The sequence below is a fragment of the Microbulbifer hainanensis genome, assembly GCF_014904735.1.
In the GTDB taxonomy this organism is placed as follows: Bacteria; Pseudomonadota; Gammaproteobacteria; order Pseudomonadales; family Cellvibrionaceae; genus Microbulbifer; species Microbulbifer hainanensis.
The window spans coordinates 37,509-62,776 of the sequence record NZ_JACZCR010000029.1 but is presented as its reverse complement, the minus strand read 5'-3'; the positions used below and the strand labels follow the sequence as shown (position 1 = coordinate 62,776).

The window sequence follows — 25,268 nt, the reverse complement described above, 5'->3', positions numbered from 1 at the left end:
TGGGAAGGGTTCCGCCAGTCAGGATCCGCTGCCAGGCTCAACGCGCAGCAGCAGCGGCGCGTAGGCGGGGTCGGCGGCGTGGCGACGGCTGTGCCAGCGCACCAGCGCCGCGCCGCCCAACAGGCCGAGCAGCGCTCCGCTTATGGCACCGGTCTCGCCCGCCAAGGCATTACCGGTCAGCGCAGCGAGTATCAGCGCAATCAGCGGCGACAAGTAGATAACCAGCGCACTGCTGGCAAGAGTGTTTTCCGCGATACCGATGACGGCGGTATCGTTGAGAGAGATATATTCCGGATCCCAGCTGTTCAGCGCCACCCGAATTCTCGATGCACCCGAGAGATATTCGCCCAGCAACCCGGTTCCGCACCCGGATTTGGCGGAGCATCCGTGGCAACCACTGCGCTGGATCGTCTCGATCCAGATGGCGCCCGGCTCAATCGCTACGATGCGGCCGCGCTCTTCCAGCATAAATTCAGTCCCTAGAAATGAAGCGGGCAACCGCGCCTCAACTCCTGACGGCCACCGCGTCCGCCACTCGACGCGCGGTAGTGTCGGGAATTTCACCGACAACAGTCACGGTATAGTTGATTCCGTCCACTTCCAGGCGATCCATATAGGCAACGGTGGCACCGCGAATCGCGCGCCCCTTGAAATCGAGGCCCGGGCCCAGGCGTTGAATAAATACGGTAAAGACACTCAGACCGTCGCTGAATACCAGCATGTCGCCATCCGACAGGGTGCGTACGGAAACCGGCTTGAACCCCGCCGGTACCCAGCGCACCTGCCAGCGACTCTGCGCTGAAGTACAGGGGGTGTTGTTATCGATGCGGCGGGCGTCGGGGGAACTGGGCTGCAGGTCGGCATCCGCGACCGGGGAAAGGTCCAGCTTGACGAACTGGTAGCGCTCCAGCACCCGGCCCTGGGAATTCACCAGCATCGACTTGAGCGGCAGGCCGGTTTCGCGATCCAGGTTGATCACCATACCCAGGCGGTCGAGATCCCGCGGCCGCGCTTCGATCATTACGGTATCGCGATCGGCGACGCGCTCTTCGCCGCGCAGGACGAACTGGTAGGCCTGCTGCACATCGGCGCGGCCTGCGCCGGACCAGAGCTCCGCGCGCGCCAGGGGATTGGAGACACGTGCACAGTTCTTGCTGCTGCCATGACTGACCAGCTCCCGCGGTTCGCCGCTGAGGTAGCGCACCCGCTCAATCTGCTGGCCATCGCGCACGCCGTGTACCACTTTGAGGGTCTCCAGCATGCCGGTGTGCTCGAAGGTCACCAGCCCGCTGTACTCCAGCGTGGTCACCGCCTGCGCCAGCTTGCTCAGCCACGTCTCGACACTGGCCTGCTGCTCAGCGGCCACTGCTGCATCGGGCTGCATCGCCGGATCCTGGGCCATGTCGCTGGCGTAAACCCCCGACGGCAGGAGAAATAAAGCCAACAGCAAGCTGTTGGCTTTGGCGATTCCACAATGCAGTTGTAACGGTTTGCGCACCTACTTCCGAGCTCCTGTCCGATTCTCTGACTACATGTCCACTTGGTCGCCATAGGTGGCGCGAGCGAAAGGCACCATGCCTTGACTGCCGATGTGCGCAGCCTGCTCGGAGTGCTCGATCATTACCCGGTTGAGATGGCGCATCAGTTCAGGGGTCAGAACCGGCTGCACCGGCTGCTGGCCGGTGACGCCCTGACTCGGCTGGTTTTCCGGCACCAATCGCGGCGATGCCAAACCTACCGAACGGGTCGTCGGCGCAGCGACATAAAAACCACTGGGCTCCGGCGCCGACTGAACCGACGGCTGAGCAGCCCGATCGGCATCGGCCACAAGGTCGGTTCCCGGCTGTGGCGAGGAAATCTGCTGCACCCCCAGAATCGCGGCAAAGGCAACCGTAGCCGCTACCGCACCGCGGGACAGCAACCGACGCCAGCCGTGATCATTTGCCGCGGGCGCTTCGGCGCCCGCGCTGCCCGACTGGAACGGGGTCTCTTCCTGCGCAATTGCCGCGGAAATACTTTCCGCGAGGCCAACCCCCACCGGGGCGACCTCCTCACGACGCATAACGCTCGCAGCCAGCTGGTAACGCGACCAGCGCTCACCGACTTCCGGGGACGCCGCACTGGCCTTCAGCACGCGCTGCACCTCCAGCTCGCTGGCCTCGCCGTCCATCAGTGCCGACAGCGACTCGTTCAGGCGATCCTGATGTTTCCCGTGTGACATACGGGGTAACCCTCTCTGTGCAATCGTTTTTCAGCGCACTCTGGCGCCATTTTCGCAGTACAACGGCGTCGACAAGACGCCTCCTCTGCCTGTTAGCTATGACCGGATTCCCGGCGGTTTGTTTCAAGACCGGCAAAAAATTTTCCCGGCCTTTTTAGCCCCGGTCGCCCAGCGGTTCCGGCTCACCAGCCATTACGGCCTGGACTGTGCGGTCAATGGCCTCACGGGCACGAAATATGCGCGATCGTACGGTACCCACCGGGCAACCCATAACCTCGGCGATCTCCTCGTAACTGAGACCTTCCATCTCACGCAGGGTCACCGCAGAGCGCAGATCTTCCGGCAGCGCGCGGATGGATTCGTGAACCGCAGCTTCCAGCTGGTCGCGAAACAGTTCGCCCTCGGGCGTCTCGTTATCGCGCAGCAGATCAGCACCGGAATAGTATTCGGCATCCTCCAGATCCACGTCTGAAGACGGCGGGCGGCGGCTGCGGGAAACCAGGTGGTTCTTGGCCGTATTGATGGCAATGCGGTACATCCAGGTGTAAAAGGCACTCTCGCCGCGGAAGTTGGCCAGCGCGCGATAGGCCTTGATGAAAGCCTCCTGGGTCACATCCTGGACTTCGCTGTGATCCTTGATAAACCGGCTGACGACCGCGAGGATCTTGTGCTGATATTTCAAGACCAGCAGATCGAAGGCGCGCTTGTCCCCTTTCTGGACACGCTCTACCAGCTGGCGATCACTCGGTGACGCCTGTTGCCCTGTCATCCCCTACTCCCATGATCAAGCGCGCGCTGGTCGAGGCTCCGCCCGGAGGGGAGGCGGCCGACATTGGCGCAGTTTTTGTGGTTGTGGAGACACGGGTAATTGGACATAAGTTCCGGGCCGATTCAATAAATTACACCTGGGGCCGCCGTTGGGTTGCGGATGCAGGCTCAAGTTGGCGCTATACTACGCGACCCCCCATCATAATTGAAATGTATGAATGTTAAGGCAAGTTACGACGTACTGGTGATCGGCAGCGGCGCGGCCGGCCTCACCCTGGCACTGCACCTGGCGGCGCGCTACCGCGTGGCCCTTCTGTCCAAGCAGCGCCTGCGCGACGGCTCCACCTGGTTTGCCCAGGGGGGAATCGCCGGGGTACTGGACGAGATGGATTCGGTGGAATCCCATATTGCAGACACATTAGACGCGGGGGCCGGCCTCTGCCACCCGGACGCGGTTCGCCTGACAGTAGAAAACAGCGCTGCAGCCATTCGCTGGCTGATCGACGCAGGGGTGAGTTTCACCCGCGAGGACGGCGACTACCACCTGACCAAAGAAGGTGGACACAGTCACCGCCGTATCATCCACAGCGCTGACGCCACTGGCCGCGCGGTACACAGCACCCTGATCGACAAGGTGCGCGAAGCGGAAAATATCGACTGCTTCGAACATCACATCGCCCTCGACCTGATCCGCCAGCCCGACCCGCAAAAGCGCCGTTTTCGCTGTGCGGGGGCCTACGTTTACAACAAGCAGAGCGAGGAGGTGGAGCTCTTCCAGGCGCGGGCAGTGGTGCTGGCAACCGGCGGCGCCAGCAAGGCGTACCTCTATACCAGCAACCCGGACGGGGCTAGCGGCGATGGCATCGCCATGGCCTGGCGGGCCGGCTGCCGGGTCGCCAATATGGAATTCAACCAGTTCCACCCCACCTGCCTCTACCACCCCAAGGCCAAGGCCATGCTGGTCACCGAGGCCCTGCGCGGTGAGGGTGCCGAACTCAAGCTGCCGGACGGCAGCCGCTTTATGCACCGCTTCGACCCGCGCGGCGAACTGGCGCCGCGGGATATCGTCGCCCGCGCCATCGACCACGAAATGAAGCGCCTGGGGGCAGACTGCCTCTATCTGGATATTTCCCACAAAGATGCGGATTTTGTCCGCGATCACTTTCCGACGGTGTACAACAACTGCCTGCAATACGGCATCGATATCACCAAGGAACCGATCCCGGTAGTGCCGGCGGCCCACTACACCTGTGGCGGCGTCATGGTGAACCAGTTCGGCCGCACTGACCTGGACCAGCTATACGCCATCGGCGAGACCACCTTTACCGGCCTGCACGGCGCCAACCGCCTGGCAAGCAACTCACTGCTGGAGTGCCTCGTCTACGCCCGCTCGGCCGCCATGCATATCGACGAAACCCTGGAGATGGTGCAGCCGCCGCGGACCGCAGCCGCCTGGGACGCGTCGCGGGTGACTGACTCCGATGAAGACGTGGTAATCTCGCACAACTGGGACGAGCTGCGCCGCTTTATGTGGGACTACGTGGGCATTGTGCGTACCCGCAAGCGCCTGCTGCGCGCGGAGCACCGGGCAAAAATGCTGCAGGGGGAAATCCGCGAGTTCTACGCCAACTACAAGATCACCAGTGACCTGATCGAACTGCGCAACCTGGCACTGGTTTCCGAGCTGATTATCCGTTCGGCCCTCGATCGGCGCGAGAGCCGCGGCCTGCACTACTCCCTCGACTATCCCGGCCTGCGTGAACTGGCAATGGACACCATCCTGGTTCCGGAAAACTTTGCCGACCAGCAGCAGTTTATCTGAGGCTGTCCGAGTGCCAGCCGCCCTGACGGGAATACCGCAGGGCGGCCTGTAACCGGCGCCAGTCCTCCCCGTCCATCGAGTCACGCGCCAGCACCAGGCGCAGGCGCTTACCGCGCAGGTCGCGCCCGTTGATCACCAGCAGCCACGACCACAACACCAGCTCGCCGCGAAACACAAACTCCCGCTCTTCATTACCTTCTGCGCCCCCTGCCCGCCAGAACCAGCGCCGCTCCCGGGTTGCGAGCACGCCGCGGGTCCGCTGCAAAGCCCGGAGCTCGAATATTCCATAGAGCAGAACACACGGCACTGCCGGCCAGAAGAGCACCGGCGGCAGATTGCAGTACCACAGCAGCAACAGGGACTGGACAACGATCAGGGCGAGGAGAATGGTGAGAGTGCGGGATGGCACCAGACTACAGGCGAGCCGGGCGCTGCGCTCGATAAATTGCGGATAGCCTGCATCCATGGCAATTCCTGAAAGTGGCACAGACACCGGGGATGTCCGCGCAACGGGCTCGATTGCGCCGCCTATTCCTGCAGGCCGGTGTTATCCCGAATGATCTGGACGATCCGCTGCAGCTCGGGATCCGACGGATCTTCACGGCGCAGAAACCATGCGAACAGATCCTGGTCCTGCTCGTCCAGCAGCCGCTGATAACGCAGCTTGTCGGCTTCATCCAGCGTTTCGTACACGTTATCCAGAAACGGCAGCAATACCAGATCCAACTCCAGCATACCCCGGCGACTGGCCCAAAACAGGCGGTTGCGATCCATACTTCATCTTCCCGACCGAACAAAAGTGCGCGCAGTATACCTGCCGCCCCGCCCCACTGCACAGACGGCGGGAATAGCCGGCGGTGGAACCTTGAAAAAGCGCCAGCGGGCCCAAGATAATGCCCCCAGACACAAACCGGATTTGGAAGGACTATGGATCGACAACAGTGGCAGGCATTTCTCGCTGGCGAAGGGGCCCGATGGGAAGCGGACAGAGCACACTTCCCGGAGACTGATGCCGACCTGCACCTTGTCGACCTGAGCCCGCTGGGCGCGGTTTCCATCAGCGGCCCCGACAGCCAGAAATTCCTGCAGGGGCAACTGACCTGCGACCTGGTCAACCTGCCCGACCAACACGCCACCCTGGGCGCCCACTGCAACCCCAAGGGCCGCGCCATCAGCGCCTTCAGCGCACTAAAACTGTCCCAGAGCGAACTACTGCTGCGCCTGCCGCGGGATCTCGCCGCCACAGCCCAGGCGGCACTGGCCAAATACGCGGTCTTCTTCAAAACCGAACTGAAGGATCTGGTAGACACGCACCTCTGGCTGGGTCTACAGGGGCGCGAGGCTCTGATCCGGGCAGAACAGCTCCTCGGTATAGAAACCATCACAGCCGGACAGTTACGCACCTTTGATTGCGACGGCGAGCGCTGCGTCGCCGAAGCGCTCAACGACCGTCAGGTTGCCCTACTGGTGCCAAAGCAGTGCGCAGCCAAGCTCTGGCAACAACTGGCCAAAAATGCCGACCCGGCCAGCTACGACCGCTGGCTGCAACAGCAGATTGAAAACGGTGTGCCGCAGGTGCACGGCGCCACCAGCGAAGCTTTTATTCCACAAATGCTGAACCTGCACCTGCTCGGCGGAGTGAGTTTCAAGAAGGGCTGCTATACCGGACAGGAAGTGGTTGCACGCATGCAGTTCCGCGGCGCCGCCAAACGGCGACTGTACCGCGCCCGCTGCGCTTCAGGTGAACTGCCCGCGCCGGGTACCGATATCTACGCCGAGGGTGAGCAGAGCATCGGCAACCTAGTGGACAGCTGCCACAGTGAAAAAGGCATCGAGATGCTGGCGGTACTTACCATTGCCAAAGTGGCCGCCGGCGAGGCTTTTCGCCTGGCCGATGGACGCAAGCTCGAACTGCAGGATTTACCCTACGACGCGGATGCCGATCCGCTGGCCTGAATAGAAGCGGCTTAACAGACACCTGCGTTAACTACGCAGTAGTCGCGACGGCTGCGAAAATCAATCAGATCTCTACAGCGACTCGTTGAAGTTCCGATGTCGCCGGCAGCGCCCACTCGATCGGCTGCTGACCGTGCTGCTGCAGCCACTGGTTCGCCTGCGAAAAAGGCTTGGTGCCAAAAAATCCGCGGTGTGCCGAAAGGGGCGATGGGTGCGGCGCGCGCAGCACCAGGTGCTTGTTGCGATCGATAAACGCACCCTTCTTCTGCGCGTAACTCCCCCACAGAATAAAGACCAGTCCTTCGCGCTGCTCCGCCAGTTTGTGAATGGCGGCATCGGTAAACTGCTCCCAGCCGCGCCCCTGGTGTGCACCAGCCTTGCTGTCTTCCACGGTCAGCGTCGCATTCAGTAGCAGCACACCCTGCTCCGCCCACGGCTGCAGGCAGCCGTGGTGCGCCCGCGGGATGCCCAGGTCCGACTCCAGTTCTTTGTAGATATTCTGCAGCGACGGCGGAATGCGCACACCGGGCATCACCGAAAAACACAGGCCGTGAGCCTGACCAGCACCGTGGTAGGGATCCTGCCCGAGAATGACCACCTTGACCCGGTCGAAGGGCGTGGAGTTAAAGGCATTGAAAATCTGCCCACCGGGGGGATAGATCTGCTTGCCGGCATTTTTCTCCCCGCGCAGGAACTTGCGTAGTTCCGCCATATAGGGCTTGTGGAATTCGTCGGCCAGAACCTGGTACCAGGAGGGATCGATTTTTATATTGTCCGGAACCGGCATGGGCTTTCCTCTGGCCAATTACTCTCAATAACGAAACGGCAGGAGCGGCCGCTACTACGTCAGAACTTTGTGTACCTGCCGACGCAACTCCGGCACTACCTCTGCTTCAAACCATGGGCGCTGGCGCAACCACAGGGTATTGCGCGGGCTCGGGTGCGGCAGCGGGAAAAAACCGGCCGGCAGCGACTCGCGGAAGTGGCGTACGTTCTCGGTAATATTCCCGTACCGGTGCGGCAGGTACTGGCGCTGGGCATATTGCCCCACCAGTAATGTCAGTTGCAAATTGGGCAGCTGCGCCAGCAGGCGCGCATGCCAGGTGCGGGCGCACTCCGGACGCGGCGGAAGGTCACCGCCCTTGCCGCGCCCGGGGTAACAGAACCCCATGGGCACTATGGCAACCTGCGATTCATCGTAAAAAGTATCGGAATCTACGGCTAGCCACTCCCTCAGGCGCTCGCCGGAGGGATCATTCCACGGTATCCCGGTCTGGTGCACCCGTGTACCCGGTGCCTGACCGACAATCAGCAGACGTGCCGATTCCGCAGCCCGCACGACCGGATTCGGCCCCAGGGGCAGGTGTTCGGCGCACAGATTGCACTGTCGGATATCGGCGAGCAGGTTTGTCAGGCGAATCATGGGGCAAATCGAATACTGCGGAGCCCGCACAATGCCCCCTATTGGCCCGCGATTCAAGCCAACCGGCTCTACCGCCCCCAAGCGTCGCCGATTGGAGCTTCCAGCGGCTGCGTATTGCGCACGCGCTGCCCGATGACCAGTGCGTGAATACGCGTTCACGACAGGATGATAAGGAACACACGATTGCCTGCAATCGCGCATCGTGATGGAGCCTATAGCGGGGCGTTGGACAATGATTCGCCGGCAGGAAAGCCCAGATGCAACAGCAGCCCGCGGCGATCCTGCGGATCTGCCTGGCGGGCGACATTGTTGTTGTCCAGCACCACATAGATACCACTGGCATCCACGGCCAGTCCTTCGCCCTTACCGAAAAACGTTTCGCGGTAGACGAATTGGGGCGCCATTTCGATATCCCGGTAATCGATACACCACTTGGCCTGCAGATCTGTCAGCGAGCGCCGACACACGGCAAAGGCATTGCGCTCCAGGGTAAACAGGTCGCCGTCGTAAAAAGCGAGGCCGGTCAGGTCTTTGGAGCGATGGCGAAAATCCAGGCCATCGACGGGGGGAATCTCGAAGAGTTGCGGAGCGGTGTCATCCCCAGAGAAGTGCACCAGGCCGCGACGGTCCCGCTCCATGGCGATCCAGAAATCGTCACCCACCTTGAGCAACCCTTCACTGGCACCGTTGAATTTCTGCATAAAGCCGCGTTCACGCGCCGATTTCGCCCAGCGCTGGGGCATCCAGGAAGAGTCCGGAGGCTGAATCGATGCAATGCGGTGATGCCGTTCGCTGACCAGGAATATCCCGTCCCGGTCGCAGCTAATCCCCTCAAAATCCGCCGCGGGCGCACTCTGCACAAGATTGAGCAGCCGCGCTTCCAGCGCCTCGTTTTCCGCCTCCGGGATTTCCAGTCCCGCAGGAAGCGCGCGGGGCTCCACACGAGCACTATCCTTGTCGAAGCGGATTGCGTAGAGGTTGGCGGAGTCCTTATCGGAGACCGCCAGCAGCTCGCCATCGCAAAAGCTCAACCCGGAAATATCCAGGCCGGGACTGCCGTCGAGCCAGTAGCTGGCCAACAGGTTGGCCGGGATGACGGGCACCGCTGCGGAAGCCGGCAATGCCAGCGACACGAATAAAGTCAGTAAGTATCGCAAGGGATCCCTGTTCGTTAGTCACGAAAATTATTGAACTGCAAAGGCTGTTCCAATTGCTTGCCCTTCAGCATGGCAATGACCTGCTGCAGATCGTCGCGCTTCTTGCCGGTCACGCGTACCTGATCGCCCTGGATCGACGCCTGCACCTTGAGCTTCTCCTCTTTGATGATCTTAACAATCTTTTTTGACAGTTCTTTGTCGAGCCCGTTTTTCAGGCTGATCGGCACTTTCACCTGTTTACCGGACTGTTCGATCTCCCCTACTTCCATCGCCAGCGGATCGATATCACATTTGATCAGGGCGGAGCGCAGCATATCCACCATCTGTGTGGTCTGGATTTCCGCCTCGGCCCGTACAGTGAGATCGAAACCGCTCATTTCCACTTCGGCATCCACGCCCTTGAAGTCGAAACGGTTGGTGATGGTGCGGTTCACCTGATCCACCGCGTTGGTCAACTGGTGCTTATCCACTTCAGAAACGATATCGAAAGAAGGCATTCGTATTTCTCCAATTCCTGTTGGTCAATTTCATTGTTTCACTGTGCGATGCCTGTCGCACAAAAAAATTACTGGTTTTCGCGCTGCCAGATTTCCGGAACCACCTCGACGCTGCGCTCACCGGAACTCAACCAGAGATGCCCATCCTGAATGGTTACGTTCAGTTCCATATTGCGCTCGGCGAGTGACGCCAATTCCTCGCAGGCGTCTGCCGGCAGGTGGTAGACACACAGCTTGTCCAGCCGCGCCAGGGCACTTGCCTGCTTTTGCCACCAGATTGACGCCGAGCGCCGACCGTAACTGTATACCAGTACGTGTTGCGCGCGACCGCAAGCCTTGCGCAGCCGTTCCTCCGCCGGCAGGCCCACCTCGATCCACAGCTGAATATCGCCGCTGAGATCTTTCTGCCACAGGTCCGCTTCGTCATCGGAGGAAAGGCCGCGGGTAAATTCGAGATTTTCCGCCGCGTTGTGGGCGAAAGCCAACAGTCGCACCATCATGCGCTCATCGGTTTCCGATGGGTGCCGCGCCAGTGTCAGAGGGTATTCCGCATAGTGATCCCGATCCATATCGGCAACCTGCAGCCGGGCTTTGAAGATAGTCGCTTTTAACGCCATATGTGATCCGTCGTTGCTCTCGCTTCGCCGGCCGGGGCACAGGAAGCTATTCTTGGGTGGTTTACTGGAAAATTCGGGTAACCAGAATGAATTCTGTGCTTTTCGGCAGCCGCCGCCTCTGGCAGTGCACCCTGTTCGGCCTGCTGCTTATCGGGCTCAGCGGCTGTGGCGTCAATAATATTCCCACCTATGACGAACAGGTTAAAGCCGCCTGGGCCCAGGTGGAGAACCAGTACCAGCGGCGCGCCGACCTGATTCCGAATCTGGTAAAAACGGTCAAGGCCTACGCCGCCCACGAGCGGGAAACCCTGCAGGCCGTTACCGAAGCCCGCGCCAAGGTAAGTTCCATACAGGTAGACGAAAGCCTGCTCAATGATCCGGCCAAGATGCAGCAGTTCCAGGCTGCCCAGGCCCAGCTGACCAGCGCTCTGTCCCGCCTGATGGTCGTCGTCGAGAAATATCCCAACCTCAAGGCAGACCAGAACTTCCTCGCCCTGCAATCGCAGCTGGAGGGTACCGAAAACCGCATCAGTGTCGCCCGGCGGGATTATATCGCCGCCGTTGAGCGCTACAACCGTGAAATCCGCACCTTCCCCGGCCGCATCTGGCACATGATCCTGTATAGCGACATGCCGATTCGCGAAACCTTCCAGGCCACCAGCGAAGACGCGGAGAAAGCCCCCGAAGTCGACTTCCAGTAACCGGCTCGCCGCGCCCCGATGATCCGCCGGTCCTGTATCACGCTATTCCTTGCCGCGCTGCTGGGCGCGGCAACTGCTCTGGCAGACGTGCAGTTTCCCCCGCTGTCGGGGCGTGTGGTGGACAAAGCGAATCTCCTTAGCCCGCAAACCGAATACCAGCTGACCGAGCTGATGCAGCAGCACGAGAAGGCCACCGGCAACCAGCTGGTGGTCGCCACTATCCCCGACCTGCAGGGCCTGACGATCGAGGAATACGGTTACCAGCTGGGGCGCCACTGGAAAATCGGCCAGAAAGGCAAAGACAATGGTGTGCTGCTGATTGTCGCCCCCAATGCGCACCGCGTCCGTATCGAGGTGGGCTACGGCCTGGAAGGCGCACTCACCGATGCCCTGTCCGCCAATATCATTCACACCAAGATACTGCCCCGATTCAAAACCGGCGATTTTGACGGCGGTGTCATGGCCGGCGTCGAGTCCATCATCGCGGCAATCAAGAACGAATACGTGGCCGAACCCACCGAGAGTAAAGGCGACCACCGCCTGGCGCTGCTGGTCGCTCTGTTCCTGTTACTGGTGATGCTACAACTCTTCGGCGCCTCCATCCTCGGCTCGCCCGCTGCCAGCGGCACTTATCGGCGCGGCCGTTACGGCGGCTATTACGGCGGCGGTGGATTTGGGGGCGGCTTTGGCGGCGGAGGCTTCGGGGGCGGCTTCGGCGGCGGTGGCGGTGGCGGCGGATTCGGGGGCGGCGGCGCCTCGGGGGGATGGTAAGTGCTCGACAGTGAATACCGGCGCAGAGTCGCCGAGACGATCAAAAATGTAGAAGCCGGCACGGATGCGGAAGTAGTCACCGTCCTGGCCCGGGAAGCGGATAACTACCTGTACATTTCCACGCTGTGGGCGGCCTTTCTCGCCCTGCTGCTGGCCCCGCTGTTGCGGTTCCTGCCCTGGTGGCTGGAGTACCAGCAGGCGTTCACGCTGCAGTGGATACTGTTTATTGTGCTGGCAGTCGTGTTCCGTTGGCGACCGCTGACCATGCGTCTGGTCCCAAAAAAAGTGAAATACTGGCGCGCATCCAATCTTGCCCGGCGCGAATTCCTCGAACAGGATCTACATAGTACAAAGGGACGTCTGGGATTGCTGATATTCGTGTCCCAGGCCGAACACTATGTGGAAATCCTCGCCGACCGAGGGCTCGCCGAGCACATCACCAATGAAAACTGGCAGGAAATTGTCGAGAACTTTATTCGCGAAATCAAACGCGGCAAAACCGGCGAGGCATTCATCCACTGCATCGAGAAGTGCGGTGAGCTTTTACAGGAAGCGGCACCGCTAACCGAAATCAAAAACGAGCTGCCCAATCACCTGGTCATCCTGGGCTGAACCCCAAGACGGTACCGGTGGAAATGCAGCAGGGATATCGCCATGCGCAATGCAAGACCGGCACTGATTGCAGTGACCGCACTGCTGTTGATCGCCATCACCTACTTTGCCAATGGCGCACTCAACCCCGCCCCCACTGATCGACAGGGAAGCTCTGCGGTTGCCAGTCTCTTTTCATCGGAATCGGACAGCCTGGAACAGCGCGTGGAACAACTGGAAGTGTCCTTGCGCAACGCCAACCAGATCCAGCTGCAATTACTCGAATTGGTGGAGGAACTCCGCCAACGATTGGAGCAGTCCGGCCCCGCAGAATCCCGTCGCGACACCCGCACCGCGGCCCTGACAACCGATAGCGATCACGGCCAGCGGCAATCGCTATCCCGCAGAGAGCGCCATCAACAGTATCGCGAAATGCAGCTAAAGCGACTGATCGATGCGGGACTCAATCCGGACCGGGCCGAGTACATTCTCGACAAGCAGGAGCGCTTCCAGTACGAACATATGAAAATCGCCTACCAGTACCGCCACCTGCGCGACAAGTCCTCCGAAGAAGCCGCTGAATTGCGCGAGCAGCTGGATATCTACAGCAACCCGCGCAAGATGTTCGAACACCAGCTCAGTCCGCAGGAGTTCGAACTCTATCTCGACGCCAATGGCGGCCGCCAGGAGATGCGCATCGACAACGTGGTTAGCGGCACCCCCGCCTCCGAAGCCGGCCTGCACCCGGGGGACAAGATCGTGACCTACAACGGCGAGCGTGTATTTCATATGGGCGACCTGCGCTCGCAGATCTACAAGGTGGAGCCGGGGAAAACTGTCACTATAGAAGTGCAGAGAGCGGGCAGCTCGGGCACGGAGACACTCTATGTGCCGAGCGGGCCACTGGGGATTCGTGGATAGAGACGTCGACGCTCCCTCCTCCACCAACAGAGGGAGGGAGCCAAAGCAGAGGAAAATTTATTCCGCAGAAGCTTCTGGGCGCATATGCGGGAACAGCAGCACGTCGCGGATCGACGGTGAGTCGGTCAGCAGCATCACCAGGCGGTCGATACCGATCCCCTCACCGGCGGTCGGCGGGAGGCCGTATTCGAGCGCGCGGATATAGTCGGCGTCGTAGTGCATGGCCTCGTCATCGCCGGCGTCCTTCTCGGCCACCTGCGCCTTGAAGCGTTCGGCCTGGTCTTCGGCATCGTTCAGCTCCGAGAAGCCGTTGGCGATTTCGCGGCCGCCGACAAAGAATTCAAAGCGATCGGTGACGAACGGATTGTCGTCATTGCGGCGAGCCAGCGGCGACACTTCAGTCGGGTACTCGGTGATAAACGTCGGTTGGTCCAAGCGGTGCTCGACGGTCTTCTCGAAAATCTCGATCTGCACTTTGCCCAGCCCCCACATGTCCTTCAGCGGGATTTCCAGCTTCTCGGCCACCGCGCGCGCGCTGTCGAGGTTGTCGATATCGCTGTGGGACAGGCCCGGGTTGTAGCGCAGGATGGAATCGAACACCGACAGGCGCGCAAACGGCTTGGAGAAGTCGTAGCTGCTGCCCTGGTATTCCACCGTGGTATTGCCCAGCACGTTTTCGCAGATTCCGCGCAGCATTTCCTCGGTCAGGTCCATCAGGTCGTTGTAGTCCGCGTAAGCCTGGTAGAACTCGAGCATCGTGAACTCGGGGTTGTGGCGCGTGGACAAGCCCTCGTTGCGGAAGTTGCGGTTGATCTCGTAGACGCGCTCGAAGCCGCCCACTACCAGGCGCTTCAGGTACAGCTCCGGTGCCACGCGCAGGTACATATCGATATCCAGCGCATTGTGGTGGGTGATGAACGGCCGCGCGGTGGCACCACCGGGGATCACCTGCAGCATCGGCGTCTCCACTTCCATAAAGTGATTGCCGTTCAGGAAGCTGCGGATGTACTCGATGATTTTCGAGCGCGTGCGGAAGACATCGCGGGATTCCTGCGTGGCAATCAGATCCACATAGCGCTGGCGGTAACGCAGCTCCTGGTCGGCGATGCCGTGGAATTTTTCCGGCAGCGGGCGCAGCGCCTTGGTCAGCAACGTGTAGTCTTCACAGTTAACGTAGAGGTCGCCCTTGCCGGATTTATGTAGTGTGCCTTTTACACCGACGATATCCCCGATATCCCAGGCGCCGAAACGCTCCTTGATGTCCTTCTGTGCGGCCTTGTCGGCGTACAGCTGAATGCGGTCGGATACATCCTGGATCACCATGAAGGGGCCGCGTTTGGCCAGGATACGGCCGGCCACACAGGCGGTCTGGCCGAGTTCTTCCAGCTCTTCCTTGGACTTTTCACCGAACGCTTTTTGCAGGTCGGCGGCCAGGTTTTCGCGACGAAACGCATTCGGGAAGGCGTTGCCTTTCTCGCGCAGCGCCGACAGTTTGGCGCGGCGCTCGGCAATCAATTTGTTTTCGTCTTGTGCAGCTGGAGTTTCGTTACTCATATCGTCGGTCGCTTGTGGGCTTACGGGTAAAAGTTCGGGGAAAGCCGGCTTACAGGCCGGCTTTCAGGCTCGCTTCGATAAACTGGTCCAGGTCGCCGTCGAGAACCGACTGGCAATTGCTGGTCTGCACACCGGTGCGCAGGTCCTTGATGCGTTGATCATCGAGCACATAGGAGCGGATCTGGCTGCCCCAGCCGATATCGGATTTGCTCTCCTCCATCGCCTGTTTCTCGGCAGTGCGCTTCTGCATCTCCTGCTCGTACAGTCTGGCGCGCAGCATCTTCCAGGCCTTGTCGCGGTTCTGGTGCTGGGAGCGTTCGCTCTGGCAGGCCACCACAATACCGGACTCGATATGGGTCAGACGCACCGCGGAATCGGTCTTGTTCACGTGCTGACCACCGGCACCGGAGGCGCGGTAGGTGTCTTCACGAACCTGGGACTTGTCCACTTCGATCTCGATATTGTCATCGATTTCCGGCGATACAAAGACCGATGTGAATGACGTATGGCGGCGGTTGCCGGAGTCGAATGGCGACTTGCGCACCAGGCGGTGTACGCCGGTCTCGGTGCGCAGCCAACCGAACGCGTGGTCGCCCTCGAAATGGATGGTGGCACTCTTGATACCGGCCACTTCGCCCGCAGATGCCTCTTCCAGGGTGGTCTTGAAGCCGTGGGCTTCGCCCCAGCGCAGGTACATACGCAGCAGCATTTCCGCCCAGTCCTGGGCCTCGGTACCACCGGAACCGGCCTGGATATCCAGATAGGCGTTGTTGGCGTCGGTCTCGCCAGAGAACATGCGGCGGAATTCCAGTACGCCCAGCTGCTTCTGCAGGCCGTCGATTTCGCCGGAGACCTCAGTGACCGCGTCTTCGTCGTTCTCTTCGACGGCCATTTCCAGCAGCTCGCGGCAGTCACTGATGCCGCTGTCGAGGGTTTCGATGGTCTTGACCACGGTTTCCAGCGAGGAGCGCTCGCGCCCCAGTTCCTGGGCGCGCTCGGGGTTTTCCCAGACGCTGGGCTCGGCCAGCTCCAGTTCTACCTCGGTCAGGCGTTCTTTCTTGCTGTCGTAGTCAAAGATACCCCCTAAGAACATCGGTGCGCTCTTCGAGGTCTTTCAACTGGTTGAGGAGAGGATTGATTTCCATGGATCGCGGATTTCCGGACTGAATTAAAGCGGCGCGCATTCTACCGCAGCGCGGCGCCCTCTTGCCAGTTGCCCGGCAGGGGAAGGAACCAGAGGGTCACTTTGCAGCGTGATGGGAGAGGCCTTCGAGGATGGCGCACTGGGGCGATTCGTCCCCGGCACAGCGCTCAGCCAGGCCGCGCAGCGTCTGTTGCATCTCCCGCAGGCTGCGCAGCTGCGTCTCGATATGCCCCAGCTTGTCCTCTACCAGGGCCTTGGCATCGCGGCTGTGACGGGCAGGATCCCGGTACAGGGACAGCAACTCACGCACCTCGTCGACGCTAAAGCCGGTGGCGCGGGCCCGCTGGATGAAGCGCAGTATCTCCAGGTCCGCATCGCTGTAATCCCGGTAACCGTTTTGCGCGCGGCCCGGTGACAGCAGGTCGATGGACTCGTAATAGCGCAGGGCCTTGGCGCTGAGCCCCGAATGTTGCGCCGCCTCGGAAATATTCATTGAACCTCCCACTCACTAGCGTCCGTCAGGGTGACCGAGAGTAAAGGTTACCACAGGGGGAAGGTCAAACGGGGGCCCGTTCAGGGGCAGGGCTGGTTCTGGTACTCGACCTGATCCGCGGGGTCAAAGCCCATCTCCAGGGCGGCATCGAGCTTATCCTGGCTGATCAGGTGAAGGAGAATGTTGCCGGTCTCACCACCGCAGACACTCGGGTACATGCGGTCGGTGCGTACACCGCAGCGGGATTCCTGGACCTCGACGCCGCTATCGGTGAGCTTGGCACTGCTTTCTTCCAGTGTCGTACCGCCCTGCTCGCACTGCTTGTCGCCGCGGGCTTCATAGACCCAGATCAGTTCTTCTGCCTGCATTTCCGGTTCTTGCGCCGGCTCTTCGGTAACCTCGGGGACTTGCTCCGCCTTTTTTTCGGCTCGTTGACCACAGGCCCCCAACGCTACCGCGAAAACCAGGGTCAGTAGTAAAAGAGTGATCCTGCTCAATTGCACTTCCTCCATAAAGCCTATTAATTAAGCCCTCGCGCGGACCTAGAGCCAACCGGTTTCCCGAGCGCATTAGCGCCAGCAATCCTCTAGCCTGCCATATCCGCAGCGCCCCAGCATCCACGCCGGACCACCGGGAACGGGATCCCCCGGCCGCTCTACGCCTCAAGACGATGTAGCGGGAGCCGGGGATTCAGCGCTATCGTCCGGACATTCCACTATTTGGTATTTGATCTGCTCCGCGGGGCCGTATCCGGCATTCAGGGCAGCATCCAGCGCATTCCCCCTGATCAAGTGCAGCAGGATATCCCCGGTTGGCTTGCCACAGCCGGCAGTGTAGACGTTGTCGGTGCGCAAACCGCAGTGCGATTCATGCACCGCAACACCGCTATCACTCAGCTTGGCACGACTCTCGTCGAGTGACATACCACCGCCATAGCACTGTCTGTTTTGGCGCTGCCGAAATACCCAGATCAACACCTCAGCCTCTTCTGCCGGCTCCCCGGCTTCTGCAGGCTCTTCGGCTTTTGCCGGCGGCGTCTTCGTCTCGGCAGGTTGCTGCTCCGCGCTCGACTCGGCTTCAACTCCAGCATCGTGATCGGCCCGCTGGCCGCAGGCCGCCAGCATGACAACTGCCGCCAACACGCACAAAATCCGTATTTTCATGCTTTGCTCTTCTTCCTTAAAACTGCTCCATTGCGGGTCGCAGTGCTCAGCCCAGCGCCAGCCAGCCGCCTACCACCAGCATTAAAGTACCGGCAATACGGTTAACCAGGCGCACATTTTCGCCGCGCTGCAGCAGACCGCTCAGCGTGCGGCCACCGCTGGCATAGATCAGCATGCACAACGTTTCCAACAGCAAAATGATAGCAAGCATGACCGAGAGCTGCGGAACCAGCGGGGCACTGTCGTTGATAAATGGCGGCAGTAGCGCGATGCAGAAGGCCCAGCCCTTGGGATTGGCCGCGGCGGTGACAAAGCCCTGCAGCGCCAATGACCGCCGCGTGGGCACTGGCGCCGCGCCATCGCGCTCCTGCGGCGCCACCATCACCATGCGGCCGCGGGAGCGCCACATCTGAATACCCAGCCAGGCGAGGTAGGCACCACCCAGCCATTTGAATACCAGGAAGGCGGTCGGATACTGCAGCATCAGCGCTGCCACACCCACGACCGCGGCTACCGCTACGAGCGCTACTCCCACCAGTTCGCCGGCCATCATCCACATGGTCCGGCGCACCCCGAGCGTCATGCCCATGGTCAGCGCCAGTGTCATGCACATCCCCGGCGTCACGGAAACAAAAAAGAAGGTCGGCACGAATAGTGCCATACGGGTCAGGTCGATTGCGTCCATATCAGTGATGGGTCCCGGTGTGATTGCCGTAATGACTCACCAGCATGCCCGCCAGCATCAGTCCGCACCCCAGCAGTTCGCGACCGCTCAGGACTTCATGCAGTAGCAGCCAGCCGGCCAGCAACGCGAATACCGACTCCAGACTCATGATCACCGTGGCGTGAGATGGCGCCGCGTGGCGCTGGGCCAGCAACTGGAAAGTAAACGCAATCGCGGTGGAAAAGATCATCATGTAGGCAATCGGCCAGGCGGCGTCGAGCGCCGATTGCAGGCTCGGCTGTTCGACGATCAGGGATGCCACTGCCGACAGCAAGCCGCACACCAGAAACTGCACACAGGCCAGGCGCAGGGCGTCATAGCGGCGCACCAGATAATCTGCAGACAGCACCTGTACCGCGAAAACGAAGGCGCTGGCGAATACCATCAGGTCGCCGACCAGCTGGGACTCCTCGCTAAAGTCCGCCAGCCAGTAAAGCCCCAGCAGCGCCAGACCGATTCCAGCCCAGGTCCAGCGGTTGGTTTTGTGGCCGAGAGACAGGCCGATGACCGGCACCAGCAGCAGGTAAAAACCGGTAATAAAGCCGGCGCGACCGGCGGTGGTGTACAGCAGGCTGGCCTGCTGCAGCGCGGCACCGAGAAACAGCCAGAACCCCAGTATTGCGCCGCCCGGCAGGCAGGCGCGCCAGCTGTGCGCCACCCGGTGACCGCCCTCTTCCCCCGGCTGCATCTCGTGGCTGAGATCCGGCGCCCGCCGCGACAGCCAGGACACGATGGGAATCAGCAGCAGGCCGCCGAGAAAAAACCGCCAGGCGTTGAAAGCCAGCGGTTCGATATGCTCCATGGCGACTTTCTGTGGCACGAAGGCCAGGCCCCAGAACAGAGCCGCAAGCAACAGCAGTATTTCCGCCTGTACCTGTTTACGTTTCACTTTCTTTACTTCCTAAGACGAGATGATTTGAGCGGCGCCAATCAGGCGGGCTCCAGGTAATTGACCAGCAGCTGCAGCGATTCGCGGCCACGGAATTCGTTGATATCCAGCTTGTACGCCAGCCGCACCCGCTGCGCCGCTTGTGGCCATTGATCCGTGTCCACGTTGAAAGCGATCGCATCCAGCGCCAGTTGCGGATTGCCCGGCGGGGCCACGACCATTTTCAGGTGGCGCTCGCCGACGATGCGCTGTTGCAAAAGCAGGAATTCGCCGTCGAACTGTGGCTCTGGGAAAGCCTGCCCCCAGGGCGCGCAGGCGCGCAGCATCGACGCCGTCTGCATCGTGAATTCGGATACTTCCAGTTCGCCATCGGAATCGATCACGGCCTGTAACTGGGATTCTTTCAGCCGGTTGCGCACTGCCGTTTCGAAGGCATCAGTAAATGCGGCGAAGTTCTCGGCCGACAGGCTGAGTCCGGCCGCCATTGCGTGCCCGCCATATTTGCTGATCAGATCCGGGTGAGCCGCAGCCACGTCGCTCAGCGCATCGCGGATGTGCAAACCCGGAATCGAGCGCGCCGAGCCTTTGATCAGGCCGTTGTCCCCGTCCGCAAACGCAATCACCGGGCGGTGAAATTTCTCCTTGATACGGCTGGCGAGAATCCCCACGACACCCTGGTGCCAGCCCTCGTCGTAGAGGCACAGGCTCCAGGGTATTTCCCCTTCCAGTTGCAACTTTTCCAGTGCCTCCATGGCCTCGCGCTGCATGCCCTGCTCGATCGCCTTGCGATCGCGGTTCAGGCCGTCCAGTTCCGCTGCCAGTTCGCGGGCCTCCGTCGGATCCATCGTCAGCAGGCAGCGGATGCCGGTGCCGATGTCGTCCAGCCGTCCGGCGGCATTGATGCGCGGGCCGAGAATAAACCCGATATCGGTTGTCGACAGCTTGCGCTGGTCCCGCCCCGCCACCTCGAGCAGCGCGGCGATACCGGGCCGACAGCGACCCGCGCGGATACGGGCTATGCCCTGGTGCACCAGGATACGGTTGTTGTGATCCAGCGGCACCAGATCGGCCACGGTACCGAGGGCCACCAGGTCCAGATACTCCGCCATATTCGGCGCCGCAATACCGCTCTCGGCGAACCAACCGCTGGCTTCCAGCGCGGTGCGCAGGCGGCTCAGCAGGTAGAAAATGACCCCGACGCCGGCGAGGTTCTTGCTCGGGAACTCGCAATCCGGCTGGTTGGGGTTGACGATCGCATCCGCCGCGGGCAACTGGTTTCCGGGCAAATGGTGGTCCGTGACGATCACTGTCATACCGGCCGCCTTGGCTGCGGCCACACCGTCGATACTGCTGATGCCGTTGTCGACCGTAATCAGCACGTCGGGGCGGTAATCCCGCGCGACCTCGACGATTTCCGGGGTCAGGCCGTAACCGAAATCGAACCGGTTCGGCACCAGGAACTCTACCCCCGGCGCGCCCATGGCGCCGAGCGCCAGCACCGCGAGGGTACTGCTGGTCGCGCCGTCGGCATCGAAGTCGCCGACGATCAGTATCTTGCGCTGCGCCCGCACCGCCTCTACCAGCAGCTCAACCGCCGTTTCGAGACCGCGCATGGCCTGGGGGGCGTGCAACCTGTTGAGCTGGTGATCGAGCTGCGCCTCGCTGGTCACTCCCCGCCCCAACAGGACGCGCTGCAGTATTTTCGGTGTATCAGAAGCAAAACGGCCAGTGGAGTAGTCCACTGGCCGCCGCTGAATTCGTGTAGTCATTTTTGCTCAGCTATTTGATGTCTCGGTACCCAGCGCCGTCGCAATAAAATCGTGAACCTTCGCCAGGTCATTGGGCAGTACCTTCATGCGCTCCTCGCGCTCGAACAGGTCCTGCATATGGGCCGGCAGGGGCACCTGTTCCGTCGGCAGCGCGCGCGCCACCGCATCGGGGAATTTTGCCGGATGGGCCGTGGACAGGCAAACCATGGGTTGTCGCCCGGAACGCCGAGTATTGCGCGCGGCTTCCACGCCGATGGCGGTGTGGGGATCCAGCACGTAGCCGGTGGTTTCAAAGACTTCGCGGATCACCTCGACTGTGCGCAGGTCGTCTACCCGGTATGAGGAAAACACCTCCCGGGCCCCCGCCAGTGCACGCTCTGTCAGGTGCATGGGCGCACTGCGATCGGCCAGCAGCTCCGCCACCGCACTGCCATCGCGCTCGTAGAGGTCGAACAACAGTCGCTCGAAGTTGCTGGACACCATGATATCCATACTCGGCGACAGGCTGTGTACCAGCGGTTGCGGCGAGTGATCGTTGCCGCTGATACAGCGGTGCAGAATATCATTGGCATTGGTGCCGATCACCAGCTGATCGATCGGCAGACCCATTTTCCGCGCGAGATAGCCGGCAAAAATATCGCCGAAATTACCCGTAGGGACGGAGAAATTCACAGTTCTTGACGGCGCACCCAGGTTGAGTGCCGCGTAGAAGTAGTAGACGATCTGCGCCATGATGCGCGCCCAGTTGATCGAGTTGACTGCCACCAGCCGGCGGCCATCCGGCAGGAACGACTGATCGGCGAAGCTCGCTTTCACCATATTCTGGCAATCGTCGAAATTACCCTCCAGCGCAATATTGAACACGTTATCCGACAGTACCGTGGTCATCTGCCGGCGCTGCACTTCCGATACCCGGTTGTGCGGGTGCAGGATGAAAATATCGATATTCTCGCAGTGACGACAGCCCTCGATGGCGGCAGAGCCGGTATCACCGGAGGTCGCGCCCATCACTACCACGCGCTCCCCGCGCTTTTTCAGCAGGTGGTCGAACAGCTGGCCGAGAAACTGCAGGGCAAAATCCTTAAACGCCAGCGTCGGGCCCTGGAACAGTTCCAGAATCCACTCGCTGGTATCTGTCTGCACCAGCGGCGCCACGGCGCTGTGGCGGAAATTGCCGTAGGCGCGCTCGATGATTCCACGCAGCTCTTCGTCACTCAGGTCGTCTCCGACAAAGGGCTGGATAATCCGGAAGGCCAGCTCGCGGTAATCGAGCCCGGCCATGTCCGCAATCTCCTCCCGGGAAAATTTCGGCAGGGATTCCGGAACATAGAGACCGCCATCGCTGGCGAGGCCGGTCAGTACGGTATCGGCGAAGGAGAGTGACGGCGCGCTGCCGCGGGTGCTGATAAATTTCACGGTGTTTTTTCGATTACTGAAATTAAAAAATCATTTCTATAGCGTGGCAGCTGGCACTGTGCGAGGCACTGGCGCCGGAGGCCATTCGGCGAACGATTGCCGACGAGGCTGTTTGCCGGCTGGCCACCGGCGGCGGGGCCGGTTCTGAGCGGCCGGTCGCGCCCGGAGCCAGGCCCTGGGTTAACCCAAAGGCTCCACGCGGATACGCACAACGGAACCCTCAACGGTATCCAGCGCCTCAATCTGTGCCACCGCTTCGCGCAGGCGCGCTTCCTTCGCGCGGCTGGTAAGAATCACCACCGGCACCAGCGCTTCGCCCTCGGCGGGTTCGTGCTGGATCAGGGCCTCGATACTGATGCCCTGGTCACTGCAGATTCTGGCGACCTGGGACATGACCCCCGGCTTGTCGTGGGCGGAGATGCGCAGGTAGTAGCTGGTCACCACTTCGTCCATCGGCAGTATCGCAGTGCCATTCTGGCTACCTTCGGCGACACCGGAAACGGGGACTCGCTGGTCCGGCGCCGCTTCGAGGGTGCGGGCCACGTCGACGATATCGGCGATGACCGCAGAGGCGGTGGCCTCGGCACCGGCGCCGGCACCGTAATAGAGCGTGGGCCCCACGGCGTCGCCGTTGACCAGTACCGCGTTCATCACGCCATTCACATTGGCAATCAGGCGCCGCTGCGGAATCAGTGTCGGGTGTACCCGCAGCTCGACACCGTGCTCGGTGCGCCGGGCGATACCCAGGTGTTTGATCCGGTAACCCAGCTCGTCCGCGTAGCGGATGTCCTCGCTGGTGACGCCGCTGATCCCCTCGGTGTAAACCTTGTCGAATGCCAGCGGAATGGCGAAAGCCAGCGATGCCATGATCACCAGTTTGTGGGCCGCGTCGATACCCTCGACATCGAAGGTCGGGTCCGCCTCGGCGTAGCCGAGGGCCTGCGCCTGACTCAGGGCTTCGGCAAAACTCCGCCCCTTTTCGCGCATTTCCGTGAGGATATAGTTGCCGGTGCCGTTGATGATGCCCGCCAGCCACTGGATGCGGTTGCCCACCAGCCCCTCGCGCAGGGACTTGATGATCGGGATACCGCCGGCGACCGCCGCCTCATAGGCGATGGTCACGCCATTTTCTGCGGCCGCGGCGAACAGTTCATTGCCATGTTCGGCGATCAGCGCCTTGTTGGCGGTCACGATGTGCTTGCCATTGTTGATGGCCGTCAGCACCAGTTCGCGCGCCACGGTGGTACCACCAATCAGCTCCACCAGGATGTCCACGTCGGGATTGTTGGCCACATCGAAAATTTCGCGGGTTACATCCACCTCGCTGGTATCACAGGCGGGATTATCCCGACGCGCGCCGATCTGCACGATTTCCACCGGCCGGCCGCAGCGGGCGGCGATCTCGTCGAAGTTGCGCGCCATAACATTGACGGTACCACTGCCCACGGTGCCCAGGCCGCAAATACCGATACGCACGGCACGTCGCGGGCTTTCGGTCTGCTGGCAGGTTTCCAGTACGGTGGTTTCTTCGACAGGTGCGCTCACAACTTCCCTCCGCGCAAGTGCCCTGATAGTCGCCCCACTCCGGACTCAAAGCGGACGCGATGAGCCCCGGCGCCGGGATCGAGCCAGGTTAACGGCGCAATAATTGGTATAGAAAACAAAAAAAGGATGCCAACCTTACTGAGGCGAGGGGGAAAATGTCAATAAAATTGCGAGCCGCCGACCGGGCGGCTGGCGACTGACCGGTGTGGCCGCCAGCAGCTCGGGGACTTTGGCTCAGATACCCATGGCCTTGGCCAGGGTGGCGGGCGGCAGATAGCCGGGCACCACGGTGCCGTCTTCCAGGATGATGGTGGGAGTGCCGCGCACATCGATAACGTCTTCGCCCAGGCGGTACTCCTTCGCCACCGGATTGTTGGCACACACGTTCAGCGGCACATTCTCATTGTTCTTGAGTGCGGTCAGGGTCTTCTTGCGATCCTCTGCGCACCAGGCGGTGGCGATCTTGCGATAGCTGAGGGAATTCAGACCGGCACGCGGGAACGCCAGGTAGCGCACCTCGATTCCGCGGCGGTTCAGCTCGGGCACATCGTTGTGCAGCTTGCGGCAATATCCGCAATCCACGTCGGTAAATACATAGATATGGCCCTTGGTTTCTCCCTTTGGGGAGAACACGATCATATCGTCGATATTCTGTGCATCCATGATCTTGGCGCGCTGGGTCGTACGGCGCTGTTCAGAGACGTTGACCACTCTGCCATTGCCCACTTGATACAGGTCGCCGTAGATAAAGTGCTTACCGTCAGCAGAGACAAACATCGTATTGGCACCGCCATCGACATCCACTTCGTACACACCGCCGATCGGGCTCTCGCGCACCTCGCCATACTTCACCTTCGGGTTTGCGGCTTTCAGGCTCGCCTTGATGTTCTTGGCAATGGCGGCGTCCACTTCTGCGTGGGCGACCGGCCCGGCCAGGACGAACAATGCACCGACCAGCATCAGTGACTTGTTGAAAAGCGTCATTGTCGAAAGCTCCTTCGATTCTTCTATGGATTCGACTAAATGGCCGAATGCCGGTTCCCGCCAGTATGGCATCAATTGGCGACAAATGTTCTCTGTGGCGCGTTTTACCATATCCGCACCGGGCGCACCATGAAGCAGGTCG

The 25,268-nt window shown here is 61.0% G+C and carries 28 protein-coding genes; 6 read left to right on the top strand and 22 right to left on the bottom strand.

Annotation, left to right across the window (positions count from 1 at the left end; all coding sequences use genetic code 11):
* Positions 1 to 18: 18 nt before the first annotated feature.
* From IG168_RS11800 to rpoE, 4 genes are all read right to left on the bottom strand, one after another.
* Positions 19 to 468: a SoxR reducing system RseC family protein gene (locus IG168_RS11800; RefSeq protein ID WP_193164602.1), complete on the bottom strand. Its 450-nt coding sequence runs from the start codon at positions 466 to 468 to the stop codon at positions 19 to 21.
* A 37-nt stretch (positions 469 to 505) separates the two neighbouring features.
* Positions 506 to 1,498: a MucB/RseB C-terminal domain-containing protein gene (locus IG168_RS11795; RefSeq protein ID WP_193164601.1), complete on the bottom strand. Its 993-nt coding sequence runs from the start codon at positions 1,496 to 1,498 to the stop codon at positions 506 to 508.
* A gap of 30 nt (positions 1,499 to 1,528) precedes the next feature.
* Complete coding sequence (locus tag IG168_RS11790) at positions 1,529 to 2,221, bottom strand: sigma-E factor negative regulatory protein (RefSeq protein ID WP_193164600.1); 693 nt, start codon at positions 2,219 to 2,221, stop codon at positions 1,529 to 1,531.
* A gap of 154 nt (positions 2,222 to 2,375) precedes the next feature.
* Positions 2,376 to 2,990: an RNA polymerase sigma factor RpoE gene (gene rpoE, locus IG168_RS11785; RefSeq protein ID WP_193164599.1), complete on the bottom strand. Its 615-nt coding sequence runs from the start codon at positions 2,988 to 2,990 to the stop codon at positions 2,376 to 2,378.
* 213 nt (positions 2,991 to 3,203) lie between these two features.
* Here rpoE and nadB point away from each other — a divergent pair, with 213 nt between their 5' ends.
* Entirely contained in the window at positions 3,204 to 4,811 is a 1,608-nt protein-coding gene (gene nadB, locus IG168_RS11780; RefSeq protein WP_193164598.1) for an L-aspartate oxidase, read from the top strand.
* On the opposite strand, the gene IG168_RS11775 is transcribed toward nadB, so the two are convergent.
* Both IG168_RS11775 and IG168_RS11770 read right to left on the bottom strand, forming a co-directional pair.
* On the bottom strand, positions 4,804 to 5,277 hold the full coding sequence (locus IG168_RS11775) for a protein YgfX (RefSeq protein WP_193164597.1): 474 nt from the start codon (positions 5,275 to 5,277) through the stop codon (positions 4,804 to 4,806). The two genes, nadB and IG168_RS11775, sit on opposite strands and share 8 nt — an antisense overlap.
* Positions 5,278 to 5,339: 62 nt before the next feature.
* Positions 5,340 to 5,585: an FAD assembly factor SdhE gene (locus tag IG168_RS11770; protein ID WP_193164596.1), complete on the bottom strand. Its 246-nt coding sequence runs from the start codon at positions 5,583 to 5,585 to the stop codon at positions 5,340 to 5,342.
* Positions 5,586 to 5,738: 153 nt separating this feature from the next.
* Here IG168_RS11770 and ygfZ point away from each other — a divergent pair, with 153 nt between their 5' ends.
* Entirely contained in the window at positions 5,739 to 6,767 is a 1,029-nt protein-coding gene (gene ygfZ, locus IG168_RS11765) for a CAF17-like 4Fe-4S cluster assembly/insertion protein YgfZ (RefSeq protein WP_193164595.1), read from the top strand.
* A gap of 64 nt (positions 6,768 to 6,831) precedes the next feature.
* On the opposite strand, the gene ung is transcribed toward ygfZ, so the two are convergent.
* From ung to IG168_RS11740, 5 genes are all read right to left on the bottom strand, one after another.
* Positions 6,832 to 7,554, bottom strand: a complete 723-nt coding sequence (gene ung / locus IG168_RS11760) for a uracil-DNA glycosylase (protein WP_193164594.1) — start codon at positions 7,552 to 7,554, stop codon at positions 6,832 to 6,834.
* 54 nt (positions 7,555 to 7,608) lie between these two features.
* A complete protein-coding gene (locus IG168_RS11755) occupies positions 7,609 to 8,190 on the bottom strand; it encodes a uracil-DNA glycosylase family protein (RefSeq protein ID WP_193164593.1) in 582 nt (193 codons plus the stop codon).
* A 212-nt stretch (positions 8,191 to 8,402) separates the two neighbouring features.
* Positions 8,403 to 9,347 (bottom strand): esterase-like activity of phytase family protein, encoded by a 945-nt coding sequence (locus IG168_RS11750; RefSeq protein ID WP_193164592.1) that lies wholly within the window; start codon positions 9,345 to 9,347, stop codon positions 8,403 to 8,405.
* Between the two features lie 14 nt (positions 9,348 to 9,361).
* Positions 9,362 to 9,844 carry a YajQ family cyclic di-GMP-binding protein gene (locus IG168_RS11745; protein ID WP_193164591.1) on the bottom strand — a complete coding sequence of 161 codons (483 nt, stop codon included), beginning with the start codon at positions 9,842 to 9,844 and terminating at the stop codon, positions 9,362 to 9,364.
* 68 nt (positions 9,845 to 9,912) lie between these two features.
* Positions 9,913 to 10,461: a YaeQ family protein gene (locus tag IG168_RS11740; RefSeq protein ID WP_193164590.1), complete on the bottom strand. Its 549-nt coding sequence runs from the start codon at positions 10,459 to 10,461 to the stop codon at positions 9,913 to 9,915.
* Positions 10,462 to 10,547: 86 nt separating this feature from the next.
* On the opposite strand from IG168_RS11740, the gene IG168_RS11735 reads away from it, so the two are divergent.
* Genes IG168_RS11735 through IG168_RS11720 form a run of 4 tightly spaced genes read left to right on the top strand, consistent with a single transcriptional unit; the run spans position 10,548 to position 13,445 of the window.
* Positions 10,548 to 11,162, top strand: a complete 615-nt coding sequence (locus tag IG168_RS11735; protein ID WP_193164589.1) for a LemA family protein — start codon at positions 10,548 to 10,550, stop codon at positions 11,160 to 11,162.
* 18 nt (positions 11,163 to 11,180) lie between these two features.
* Positions 11,181 to 11,933 carry a TPM domain-containing protein gene (locus tag IG168_RS11730; protein ID WP_193164588.1) on the top strand — a complete coding sequence of 251 codons (753 nt, stop codon included), beginning with the start codon at positions 11,181 to 11,183 and terminating at the stop codon, positions 11,931 to 11,933.
* Positions 11,934 to 12,545: a TPM domain-containing protein gene (locus tag IG168_RS20920; protein WP_193164587.1), complete on the top strand. Its 612-nt coding sequence runs from the start codon at positions 11,934 to 11,936 to the stop codon at positions 12,543 to 12,545. It abuts the gene before it with no gap.
* Between the two features lie 42 nt (positions 12,546 to 12,587).
* The gene (locus tag IG168_RS11720; RefSeq protein ID WP_193164586.1) at positions 12,588 to 13,445 is read left to right on the top strand and encodes a PDZ domain-containing protein; all 858 of its coding nucleotides are present in this window, start codon (positions 12,588 to 12,590) and stop codon (positions 13,443 to 13,445) included.
* Between the two features lie 57 nt (positions 13,446 to 13,502).
* Here IG168_RS11720 and lysS read toward each other — a convergent pair whose 3' ends face one another.
* The 11 genes from lysS to IG168_RS11665 form a co-directional block, all read right to left on the bottom strand.
* Complete coding sequence (gene lysS / locus IG168_RS11715) at positions 13,503 to 14,999, bottom strand: lysine--tRNA ligase (RefSeq protein WP_193164585.1); 1,497 nt, start codon at positions 14,997 to 14,999, stop codon at positions 13,503 to 13,505.
* Between the two features lie 49 nt (positions 15,000 to 15,048).
* Positions 15,049 to 16,144, bottom strand: a protein-coding gene (gene prfB / locus IG168_RS11710) for a peptide chain release factor 2 (protein WP_193164584.1) whose coding sequence is annotated in 2 segments (ribosomal slippage) — positions 15,049 to 16,071 and positions 16,073 to 16,144 — 1,095 coding nt in all. Because the reading frame shifts where the segments join, the coding sequence is not laid out codon by codon here.
* A 96-nt stretch (positions 16,145 to 16,240) separates the two neighbouring features.
* Positions 16,241 to 16,636 (bottom strand): MerR family transcriptional regulator, encoded by a 396-nt coding sequence (locus IG168_RS11705; RefSeq protein WP_193164583.1) that lies wholly within the window; start codon positions 16,634 to 16,636, stop codon positions 16,241 to 16,243.
* An 80-nt stretch (positions 16,637 to 16,716) separates the two neighbouring features.
* Entirely contained in the window at positions 16,717 to 17,133 is a 417-nt protein-coding gene (locus IG168_RS11700) for a hypothetical protein (protein ID WP_193164582.1), read from the bottom strand.
* 165 nt (positions 17,134 to 17,298) lie between these two features.
* Positions 17,299 to 17,799, bottom strand: coding sequence for a hypothetical protein (locus IG168_RS11695; protein WP_193164581.1), 501 nt, complete (start codon positions 17,797 to 17,799; stop codon positions 17,299 to 17,301).
* A gap of 46 nt (positions 17,800 to 17,845) precedes the next feature.
* Complete coding sequence (locus IG168_RS11690; RefSeq protein WP_193164580.1) at positions 17,846 to 18,484, bottom strand: LysE family translocator; 639 nt, start codon at positions 18,482 to 18,484, stop codon at positions 17,846 to 17,848.
* A 1-nt stretch (position 18,485) separates the two neighbouring features.
* Complete coding sequence (locus tag IG168_RS11685) at positions 18,486 to 19,412, bottom strand: DMT family transporter (RefSeq protein WP_193164579.1); 927 nt, start codon at positions 19,410 to 19,412, stop codon at positions 18,486 to 18,488.
* A 41-nt stretch (positions 19,413 to 19,453) separates the two neighbouring features.
* Entirely contained in the window at positions 19,454 to 21,181 is a 1,728-nt protein-coding gene (gene recJ / locus IG168_RS11680; RefSeq protein ID WP_193164578.1) for a single-stranded-DNA-specific exonuclease RecJ, read from the bottom strand.
* A gap of 6 nt (positions 21,182 to 21,187) precedes the next feature.
* Entirely contained in the window at positions 21,188 to 22,597 is a 1,410-nt protein-coding gene (gene thrC / locus IG168_RS11675) for a threonine synthase (RefSeq protein WP_193164577.1), read from the bottom strand.
* 180 nt (positions 22,598 to 22,777) lie between these two features.
* The gene (locus tag IG168_RS11670; protein ID WP_193164623.1) at positions 22,778 to 24,112 is read right to left on the bottom strand and encodes a homoserine dehydrogenase; all 1,335 of its coding nucleotides are present in this window, start codon (positions 24,110 to 24,112) and stop codon (positions 22,778 to 22,780) included.
* Positions 24,113 to 24,376: 264 nt separating this feature from the next.
* On the bottom strand, positions 24,377 to 25,126 hold the full coding sequence (locus IG168_RS11665; protein ID WP_193164576.1) for a thioredoxin fold domain-containing protein: 750 nt from the start codon (positions 25,124 to 25,126) through the stop codon (positions 24,377 to 24,379).
* Between the last annotated feature and the right edge of the window lie 142 nt (positions 25,127 to 25,268).